The organism is Bradyrhizobium sp., from assembly GCF_027307225.1.
Lineage (GTDB): Bacteria > Pseudomonadota > Alphaproteobacteria > Rhizobiales > Xanthobacteraceae > Bradyrhizobium.
On sequence record NZ_DAHUXJ010000133.1, the window covers coordinates 1 to 10,165 of the forward strand.

Genomic DNA, 10,165 nt, shown 5'->3' on the forward strand with positions numbered 1-10,165 from the left:
AATCCGGGTCTTGCGCAAGGCAGTCATGGCACGTCAGTCCCCGCTTCCCGACGGCGGCAAGCCGCGCGGGAGCGTTGTCGGTAATTCGCAGTGAAGGGAGGGGAGCCGGCGGACCGGCTCCCGGGTTATCCTGGCCTCAAGGAGGCTGCGTCAGATGTGGTAGGTCCGCAGCGGCGGGAAGCCGTTGAAGGCCACCGACGAGTAGGTCGACGTATAGGCCCCGGTCCCTTCGATCAGCACCTTGTCGCCGATCTCGAGCGTCACCGGAAGCGGATACGGCATCTTCTCGTACAGGACGTCGGCGGAATCGCAGGTCGGGCCTGCGAGGACGCACGGCGTCATCTCTGCCCCGTCATGCGGGGTGCGGATCGCGTAGCGGATCGACTCGTCCATGGTCTCGGTGAGACCGCCGAACTTGCCGATATCCAGGTACACCCAGCGCACCTCGTCCTCGTCGCTCTTCTTCGAGATCAGGACGACTTCGGACTCGATGATGCCGGCATTACCGACCATGCCGCGTCCCGGCTCGATGATGGTCTCCGGGATCTGGTTGCCGAAATGCTTGCGCAGCGCGCGGAAGATCGACCGGCCGTAGGTCACGACCGGAGGAACGTCCTTGAGGTACTTGGTCGGGAATCCGCCGCCCATATTGACCATGGAGAGGCTGATCCCCCGTTCGGCGCAATCGCGAAACACCTGGGAGGCCATCGCCAGAGCGCGGTCCCAAGCCTTCACCTTGCGCTGCTGCGAGCCGACGTGGAAGGAGATGCCGCACGGCTCCAGACCCAGGCGCTTGGCGAGGTCGAGCACCTCGACCGCCATTTCCGGGTCGCAGCCGAACTTCCGCGACAGCGGCCATTCGGCGCCGGCGCAGTCGTAGAGGATGCGGCAGAACACCTTCGCAGCCGGTGCGGCACGGGCGACCTTCTCGACTTCGGCGGCGCAGTCGACCGCGAACAGCCGAATCCCGAGCGCGAAGGCACGCGCGATGTCGCGCTCCTTCTTGATCGTGTTGCCGTAGGAGATGCGCTCAGGCGTCGCACCGGCGGCCAGCGCCATCTCGATCTCGGCCACGGTCGCGGTATCGAAGCACGAGCCGAGCGAGGCGAGCAGCGACAGCACTTCCGGCGCAGGATTGGCCTTCACCGCGTAGAATACCCGGCTGTCGGGCAGCGCCTTGGCAAAGCTCTGATAGTTGTCGCGCACGACTTCGAGGTCGACGACGAGGCAGGGCTCGATGTCGTTACCTTCGTTCCGGCGATTACGCAGGAATTCCCTGATGCGTTCGGTCATAGCACCCTCCAAACGGCCCAGCGACGGGGCCCGTTCAAAATGATCCCGGTCGTAGGTGCCGTGGCCGTTGCCGCACGATGGAGACGCGACGAGGCCTCGAACCTCAAACCGAACTGTGCTGCCGTGGATTGGTTGGGAAATTTCCCGCCCGCTCACCTGGCAATGAAGGACAAGCCTTTTCAGTAGCCCGCGCCGGCGGTGGAATGCCGGTAGAGACCAAAAAAGCCCGATCCGTCGTTGCTTTAAGTCGCGTCCCCCGTTGAGAACGAGGTGCACCGGTTCGCCTCCGGCTGCCAGTCACGGTTGCAAGGGGAAGAAGGGACCTTCAACGGCATCTCTGGAGAGAGATGCTGGCCTCTTGAGTCTTCGACTTTGAAGTCTCGACTCGCGTGACCCTCGGTTCTTCAACCCTTGGCGGCTGTCCGGCCTCTTGTCCGGATACCTACCGACTGACACACGACCACAGGCACGTGCGAAATTGGGCAAGTCCGCACATAATATGTTTGACTCTGCTTCGCAAGAATTTTTTTAGGCTGTGCGCAAATTTCCCTAACACGCGCTTACGTCGCGGCGTGCGACGCGCGCAAACGATGTCGAAGATGAACGCGCGTTAAGTTTGTTTAAGGAAGCGTAACATTGGAGAGGCGACGAAGCGCGCTCTCACGCGCCGATCCAATCACGCGCGGCGCGTGAACGGCTCGACGCGCTGTGCCCCGCGGACGAACGTGATCATCACGAACACGCCGATGGCAAATAGCACGGCCTGCAGGATGTGAGCCCAGGTGTCCTGTGCGATGGTGAGGAAGAAGTCGTCCGGCGGCAGCATGATCGCGAGCGCCCAACCGCCAGCGAAGGCCGCGCCGAACACTTCCGCGCTGATCAGGATCGCCGCGCTGATGACGGTGATGACGCTGGACCAGGCTATCTCGCGGCGGCCGGTCGAAGGGGCTTGCGCAGTCATGGGCGTGAACTCTTGAATTGTGGGCCAGTTCCTAGTGTCCCGGTTCTGACATTCGTATCTTTCGCAGCGGGCACTTTTACGAATGTCAGAACCAGAGGGACACTAGCAAATCAATGATTCTAGTGTGGCTTTGGCGCTGACGTTCCTTCGGAGGACCCGCGGCGCCACTGAAAGGAACGTCAGAGCCGCCACACTAGTTTTCGGGCCGCAATGTCTATGAAATGGGCGTCTCTATCAAGCGCAAAAGGCCCAAAAAAGCCGCACCGCGTGATATAGCCTCAACCCTGGAACCGCCATTCAGGACGGGATTTTCGATGTCAGAAGCCGAGGAAAAGGCGCAAGCCGCATCCGCTCAAGCCAACCCGCTGCTGCGGCCGTGGCAGACGCCGTTCAAGACGCCGCCCTTTGCCGAGATCGCGCCGGAAATGTTTCTGCCGGCGTTCGAACAGGCCTTTGCCGACCATTCCGCCGAGGTGGCCGCGATCACCTACGATCCGTCGCAGCCGGACTTCGATAACACCATCACGGCGCTGGAGCGCTCGGGCAAGCTGCTCACCAAGGTCTCGGCGGTGTTCTACGCGCTGGTGTCGGCCCATTCCAATCCGGCGCTGCTGGAGGCCGACAAGGAAGTGTCCTTGAGGATGGCGCGGCACTGGAATCCGATCATGATGAATGCCGTGCTGTTCGGCCGGATCGCCCAGCTGTACGAGCGCCGGGCGACGCTCGGCTTCACCGGCGAACGGCTGCGGCTGCTGGAACGCACCTATACGCGCTTCCATCGCGCCGGTGCGGGGCTGGACGAGGCCGCCAAGGTGCGGATGGCCGAGATCAATGAGCGGCTGGCCCATCTTGGCACGAGCTTCAGCCACCATCTGCTCGGCGACGAGCAGGAATGGTTCATGGAGCTTGGAGAGGCCGATCGCGAGGGCCTTTCGGAGAGCTTTGTCGCGGCGGCGCGGGCGGCAGCCGAGGAGCGGGGGCTGGCCGGCACGGCGATCGTGACGCTGTCGCGCTCCTATGTGGAGCCGTTCCTCAAGACCTCGTCCCGCCGTGACCTGCGCGAGAAGGTCTACAAAGCTTTCATCGCCCGCGGCGACAACGGCAACGCCAACGACAACACCGCGACCATCGTCGAGATCCTGGCCCTTCGCGAGGAAAGCGCGAAACTCCTGGGTTACCCAACCTTCGCCGCCTATCGCCTGGAAGATTCCATGGCGAAGACGCCGCAAGCCGTGCGCGGGCTCCTGGAGCGGGTCTGGAAGCCGGCGCGGGAGCGCACGCTGAAGGACCGCGACGCGCTTCAGGAAATGATCGTGGCGGAGGGGACCAATTTTGCGCTCGCGCCCTGGGATTGGCGCTACTACGCCGAGAAACTGCGGCAGGTGAAGGCCAATTTCGACGACGCCGCGATCAAGCCCTATCTCTCGCTCGACCAAATGGTCGAGGCCGCGTTCGACTGCGCCACCCGCCTGTTCGGCCTCACCTTCCAAGAGCGCAAGGATGTCCCGGTCTGGCACCCGGACGTGCGGGTCTGGGAGGTCAGGGATCGCGCGGGCCAGCACAAAGCGCTGTTCTACGGCGACTACTTTGCCCGGCCCTCCAAGCGCTCCGGCGCCTGGATGACGTCGCTGCGCGACCAGCAGCGGCTCGACGGCGAGACCGCGCCCGTGATCCTCAATGTCTGCAACTTCTCCAAGGGCGCTGACGGCGAGCCATCCTTGCTGTCGCCGGACGATGCCCGCACGCTGTTCCACGAGTTCGGCCATGGCCTGCACGGCATGCTGTCGGACGTCCTGTTTCCCTCGCTGTCGGGCACCAGTGTCTTTACGGACTTCGTCGAACTGCCCTCGCAGCTCTACGAGCACTGGCAGGAGCAGCCGCAGGTGCTGCGCCAGTTCGCCCGTCACTACCAGACCGGCGAGCCGCTGCCGGATGACCTGTTGCAGCGCTTCATCGCCGCGCGGAAGTTCAACCAGGGTTTTGCCACCGTCGAATTCCTGGCGTCCGCGCTGCTTGACCTCGAATTCCACACCCAGCCGGCTTCAGCGAGCGCCGACGTGCGGGCCTTCGAGCAGCGGGAGCTGGAGAAGATCGGCATGCCGGTGGAGATTGCCATGCGCCACCGGCCGCAGCAGTTCGGCCATATCTTCTCCGGCGATCATTACGCGTCAGGCTACTACAGCTACATGTGGTCGGAGGTAATGGATGCCGACGCCTTCGGCGCCTTCGAAGAGGCCGGCAACATCTTCGATCCGGCGGTGGCAAGACGCCTGCACGACGACATCTATTCTTCCGGCGGCTCGCGCGATCCGGAAGAGGCCTATATCGCCTTCCGCGGCCGGGAGCCCGAGGCCGATGCGCTGCTTCGGCGTCGCGGCCTTCTGGAAGCCGCAGTGGTCTGATTCTAACATTTGCATCCCGGTGTGGTGGGCACTTTTGCAAATGTTAGAATCAAAAGACCACCGGCAAACATAAGTTCTAGCGGAGTTATGGATTTGACATTCGCGTTACGAGTGCGTGGTCGCGGAGGAGCGAATGTCAAATCCACTCCGCTATGGCGGCCTGAGATGCGGTTGTCGCTGCCGCGCGTGATCGGCTGCCTGCTCGGGGCCTTCGTCGGCATGCTCGGCTCTACGGTCGCATCCGCGCATCCCCATGTCTGGATCACCTCGACCAGCGAGTTGATCTACGCCGCCGATGGATCGATCACCGGCGTGCGCCATGCCTGGACCTTCGACGACATGTTCTCGTCCTATGCCATCCAGGGGATCGAGAGCAAGACGAAGGGCGTCTACACCCATGAAGAGCTGGCGCCGCTCGCGCAAACCAACGTCGAGTCGCTCAAGGAGTTTGGCTACTTCACCTTTGCGAAGGCGGACGGCAAGAAGGCGAAGTTCGAAGAGCCGGTCGATTACTTCGTTGAATACAAGGATGGCTTGCTGGTGCTGCATTTCACCTTGCCGCTGAAGACGCCGGTCAAGCCCAGGGTCCTTGCGCTCGAAGTGTTCGATCCGACCTATTTCGTCGACTTCCAGCTTGCGAAAAAGGATCCGATCCGGCTGGTCGGCGCGCCCGCCTCCTGCACGTTCGATTTCCTGCGGCCGAATGACGGTGCGGCGAGCGCGCAGGCGCTTGGCGAGCAGAATTTCACCGATGGCGGAAACGCCAATTTTGGCGCGATGTTCGCCAACAAGATCACGGTGACATGTCCATGAGGCCGGGTGCGGGCAACTTGCAGCTCGGGCGAGCGTTTGCGATCGGCGCGCTGGCTGTTGGCGCAGCGCTGACCATCGATGGCCTGATGCATGTCGCGGCAGCGCAGACGCCGTTCGGCGGCGTCCGCCCACGGGCAAGCGAACATATTGGCGGCCTGATCGGATGGCTGCTGGCAAAACAATCCGAATTCTATCGCGAGATGTCGTCGACCATCCGCGCCGCCAAATCCGACGGGAGTGCGGTCTGGGGGCTGCTCGCGATCTCCTTCGCCTACGGCGTCTTCCATGCCGCCGGACCTGGCCACGGCAAGACGGTGATTTCGTCTTACCTCGTTGCCAACCGGGAAACCGCGCGACGCGGCATTGTGCTGTCCTTCGTCTCCGCGTTGTTCCAGTCGCTGGTCGCTGTGCTGATCGTCGCGATCGGGGCATGGCTTCTCAACATCACTGCCAAAACCATGTGCGGGGCGGAGAGGGTGCTCGCCATTGCAAGCTATGGCTTGATTGCGGCATTCGGGGCGCGTCTGGTCTGGACCAAGGGCGCCGCCTTCATTCGCGCGTTGCAGACGCGCCCGACAGGTCCCGAACTGGCGCTGGCGTCGGTTGGAGCGTCCCACGGCCGTGTCAGCCACGACCATGATGACCATGATCACGGGCATGATCACCGCCACGATCATGATCATCACGGCCATGACCACCTCCACAACGAGCATTGCGGGCACTCCCATGGCCCACTGCCGAGCGAATTGGCTGGCCCGGGCGGGTGGCGCCGCGGGCTGGCTGCGATCTTCGCGGTGGGCTTGCGGCCGTGTTCGGGAGCAATCATCGTTCTTGTTTTCGCGCTGGCGCAGGGCCTGTTCTGGGCCGGCATCGCCGCCACTTTCGTGATGGGGCTCGGCACCGCGATCACGGTGGCGACGATCGCGGTGCTCGCGGTATCAGCCAGGGGCGTCGCGCGCCGTCTCAGCGAGGCCAGTGACGGCGGCGGCGCCCTCGTCATGCGCGGCATCGAGTTTGCCGCTGCGGGGCTCGTGTTGCTGTTCGGGCTTGGCCTCTTGACTGGCTATCTCTTCGCCGAGCCGCTCACCTGTCTTGAGCCGATTCTATAGCGGCAGGAAATTTCGCAAACCTGGCAGGAAGAAGATCGCGATATTGATCGCAAAGCCGATGCTCCACAGAATCGAGCGCAGCGTCGGCCGGTTGCCGACATAGGTGATGACGTACGCAATCCGTACGATCACAAACAGAATGGCAAGTTCGTTGATCAGGTTTTGCGGGCAGGCGCGAAATTCCGCCAGCAGGACCGCAATCGCAAAAAACGGAAAGGCCTCGATGCCGTTCTGGTGGGCGCCGAGCACGCGGGCCGCAATCGGTTTTTCATAGAAGGAGGGATCACGCGGTTTGGAATTGTCGAAATCGCCAAACCTCAGCCATTTAACCGATGCGATGCTCAGGAGATAAAGCATCAGGCTTGCGAAGACGCACCATTCGGCGATCGTCATCTTTCCTCCCACGCGAAGCCGCCGGGCGATGAAACATCGCCTTGCTGCTGGCTCATGAGAGTATCGAACCCTCCGTTACCTTGACAAGGTTGGTCCGACGCGCGAAGCCAGCGGGCATGAGCATGGCCACTCCGATCAATCCTTCAACGGCTGCGGCGGGCCCCGTGCCGGCGCGCATCGGCGTGCTGCTGGTCAACCTCGGCACGCCCGACACCGCGGACGCGCGCGGCGTGCGCGTGTATCTCAAGGAGTTCTTGTCCGACGCCCGCGTGATCGAGAATCAAGGCCTCTTGTGGAAGCTCGTGCTCAACGGCATCATTCTGCGCACCCGTCCTGGCCGCAAAGCGCGGGACTATCGCAAGATCTGGAACAACGAGAAGAACGAGTCTCCGCTCAAGACCATCACCCGCGCGCAGGCCGAAAAGCTTGCCGCCGATATCGCAAGCCACGACCACGTCGTGGTCGAGTGGGCGATGCGCTATGGCAATCCCTCGATCGCGTCACGGATTGAGGCGATGACGGCACAGGGCTGTGATCGCCTGCTGGTCGTGCCGCTCTACCCGCAATATTCGGCGGCGACATCAGCGACGGTTTGCGACGAGGTGTTTCGCGTGCTCGCCCTGATGCGCGCGCAGCCGATCCTGCGGGTGACGCCGCCCTACTATGACGATCCCGATTACATCGATGCACTCGCGGCCTCGATCGAGACGCACCTGAAAGAGCTTTCGGCCGAGCCCGAAGTCATCGTTGCATCATTTCACGGCATGCCGCAGAAATACATCGACAAGGGCGATCCCTATGCGCAGCATTGCATGGCGACGACCGAAGCCCTTCGCAAGCGCCTTGGCCTCGATCCATCGAAGCTGTTGCTCACTTTTCAGTCGCGCTTTGGCTTTGACCAGTGGCTTCAGCCCTATACCGACAGGACCATGAAAAAACTGGCTAAAGACGGCGTGCGCCGCGTCGCTGTTCTGACGCCGGGATTCTCGGCCGATTGCCTGGAAACGCTGGAAGAAATCGCGCAGGAAAATGCCGAGATTTTCAGGCACAATGGCGGTGAGCAGTTTTCCTTCATCCCTTGCCTGAACGACAGCGAGGGCGGCATGGATGTGATCCGCAAGCTCGTCTTGCGTGAGCTTCAGGGCTGGATTTGAGCACTCGCATTTCTTTCGTTCGAACCTTACATTTGCCGCTGGCGCCGGTGACCAATTGACTGGTCGGCCATGACTGAAGCGTCTGGGAAGCGTTTATACGGCGCGGTCCGTCATGCTTAAGGGTATTCGCGCTCGGGAGATTTTTATGACCGGTTTCGACATCTTCGTCATTGCCCTCGTTCTCTTGGTGATCTTCACGCTGCTTGCCGGCATCAAGACGGTGGGCCAAGGCTATAACTGGACCGTCGAACGCTTCGGCAAATTCACCCGCATCCTGTCGCCGGGGCTCAACCTGATCGTCCCCTATTTCGACCGCGTCGGCCGCAAGATGAACATGATGGAGCAGGTGATCAACATTCCCGAGCAGGAGGTGATCACCAAGGACAACGCCACGGTGACGGCCGATGGCGTCGCGTTCTTTCAGGTGTTCGATGCGGCGAAGGCGAGTTACGAAGTCGCCAATCTCGAACAGGCGATCATCGTGCTGACGATGACCAACATCCGCTCGGTGATGGGCTCGATGGATCTCGACCAGGTGCTGTCGCATCGCGACGAGATCAATGAGCGCCTGCTGCGGGTCGTCGATGCGGCAGTCTCGCCGTGGGGCCTCAAGGTCAACCGTATCGAGATCAAGGACATCGTGCCGCCCGCTGACCTGGTTGAGGCGATGGGCCGGCAGATGAAGGCCGAGCGCGTCAAGCGCGCCGACATCCTGCAGGCCGAAGGGCAGCGGCAGTCGGAAATCCTGCGCGCGGAAGGCGCCAAGCAGGGCCAGATATTGCAGGCCGAGGGCCGGCGCGAGGCCGCGTTCCGCGACGCCGAGGCGCGCGAACGCCTGGCGGAAGCCGAAGCCAAGGCGACGCAGATGGTGTCGGAAGCGATCGCCAAGGGCGACGTCGCCGCGCTGAACTATTTTATCGCCGACAAATACATCAAGGCGTTCGGCCAACTGGCGGATTCGCCGAACCAGAAGGTGATCATGCTGCCGGTGGAAGCGATGAGCATGCTGGGTTCGCTCGCCGGCATTGGTGAGATCGCGAAGGCGACCTTCGGCGAGAGCGCGGCCTCGGCGCAGGCGGCCGCCCGCCGTGGCTCGGTGCTGACATCAGGCAATCCTTCGTCAGCGCCTGCGGAGTAAACGATGAGATCGTGAGATGAAACGCGCTAGCACCACGTCCCTTCGCCTCTCCCCTTGTGGGAGAGGCCGGATTGTATCGATAGATGCAATCCGGGTGAGGGGTATGTCGCCGCAGAATGACCGTTACCCCTCACCCCAACCCTCTCCCACAAGGGGCCCACAAGGGGAGAGGGGGCTCACCGCCGCTTTGTCTTCGAGGTCGTGTCATGACGGACATGTTCGCTACCCTGGGCACTTGGAACTGGCTGATCTTTGGCGTGATCCTGATGGCGCTGGAATTGATCGCGCCGGGCGTGTTCCTGTTCTGGCTGGGATTGGCAGCGCTGCTGACCGGGGTCGTGTCGTTCGCATTCGCGCCGTCCTGGCAGGTCCAGATCCTGATGTTTGCCGTCTTTGCGGCTCTTGCGATCCCGGTCTGGCGGCGCCTGGCGCCCAGCAATGCCGCCGACAGTGCCGATAGCCCCTTCCTCAACAAGCGCGCCGATGCGCTGATCGGGCGCGTCTTCACGCTGGAAAAGCCGATCATCGATGGCGCCGGAACGGTGCGGATCGACGATACAATCTGGCGGGTGGCCGGCCCCGACGCGCCGGCCGGCAGCCGGGTCAAAATCGTGCAGGCCGATGGCGCAAGGCTGACGGTGGCGGCGGCGTAACTTCACCTCGCCCCGCTTGCGGGGAGAGGTCGCCGCGCTCTTGGCGGCGGGTGAGGGGGCGATCCACGAGCCCGAGTGTGTCGGGATAGTCGCTCACCCCGACCCTCTCTACGACATTCACACATCTGGCGAGGCTTGCAGTAAGGCTCGGAAGCTGACTCCCTATGGGCGGTGATTCGCATTTGGGAGAGCGCTGTGCAACTGCGGCTGGGAGCGTTTGGGGACGCACGTCTGGCAAAAGGGGGGCCT

General features: G+C 62.6%; 9 protein-coding genes. 6 read left to right on the plus strand and 3 right to left on the minus strand.

The annotated features are described in order from the left end of the window. Positions 1–150 precede the first annotated feature (150 nt). Together M6D32_RS22385 and M6D32_RS22390 are read right to left on the minus strand one after the other, a co-directional pair. Entirely contained in the window at positions 151–1,293 is a 1,143-nt protein-coding gene (locus M6D32_RS22385) for a type III PLP-dependent enzyme (RefSeq protein ID WP_298260345.1), read from the minus strand. A 676-nt stretch (positions 1,294–1,969) separates the two neighbouring features. After that, positions 1,970–2,254, minus strand: a complete 285-nt coding sequence (locus M6D32_RS22390) for a hypothetical protein (protein ID WP_298260347.1) — start codon at positions 2,252–2,254, stop codon at positions 1,970–1,972. Between the two features lie 314 nt (positions 2,255–2,568). Between M6D32_RS22390 and M6D32_RS22395 the strand changes: the two genes are divergently transcribed. From M6D32_RS22395 to M6D32_RS22405, 3 genes are all read left to right on the plus strand, one after another. After that, positions 2,569–4,656 (plus strand): M3 family metallopeptidase, encoded by a 2,088-nt coding sequence (locus M6D32_RS22395; protein ID WP_298260349.1) that lies wholly within the window; start codon positions 2,569–2,571, stop codon positions 4,654–4,656. Positions 4,657–4,827: 171 nt separating this feature from the next. Beyond that, on the plus strand, positions 4,828–5,469 hold the full coding sequence (locus M6D32_RS22400) for a DUF1007 family protein (RefSeq protein ID WP_298260360.1): 642 nt from the start codon (positions 4,828–4,830) through the stop codon (positions 5,467–5,469). Positions 5,470–5,555: 86 nt separating this feature from the next. Beyond that, positions 5,556–6,578 (plus strand): nickel/cobalt transporter, encoded by a 1,023-nt coding sequence (locus tag M6D32_RS22405; protein WP_298260362.1) that lies wholly within the window; start codon positions 5,556–5,558, stop codon positions 6,576–6,578. Here M6D32_RS22405 and M6D32_RS22410 read toward each other — a convergent pair. Next, positions 6,573–6,971, minus strand: a complete 399-nt coding sequence (locus M6D32_RS22410) for an MAPEG family protein (protein WP_298260351.1) — start codon at positions 6,969–6,971, stop codon at positions 6,573–6,575. The genes M6D32_RS22405 and M6D32_RS22410 overlap by 6 nt on opposite strands. Before the next feature lie 116 nt (positions 6,972–7,087). Here M6D32_RS22410 and hemH point away from each other — a divergent pair, with 116 nt between their 5' ends. From hemH to M6D32_RS22425, 3 genes are all read left to right on the plus strand, one after another. Continuing rightward, entirely contained in the window at positions 7,088–8,125 is a 1,038-nt protein-coding gene (gene hemH / locus M6D32_RS22415) for a ferrochelatase (protein WP_298260353.1), read from the plus strand. 145 nt (positions 8,126–8,270) lie between these two features. Beyond that, positions 8,271–9,263 carry an SPFH domain-containing protein gene (locus tag M6D32_RS22420; protein ID WP_298260356.1) on the plus strand — a complete coding sequence of 331 codons (993 nt, stop codon included), beginning with the start codon at positions 8,271–8,273 and terminating at the stop codon, positions 9,261–9,263. Positions 9,264–9,469: 206 nt separating this feature from the next. Then, positions 9,470–9,916, plus strand: a complete 447-nt coding sequence (locus tag M6D32_RS22425) for an NfeD family protein (RefSeq protein ID WP_298260358.1) — start codon at positions 9,470–9,472, stop codon at positions 9,914–9,916. Positions 9,917–10,165: the final 249 nt, after the last annotated feature.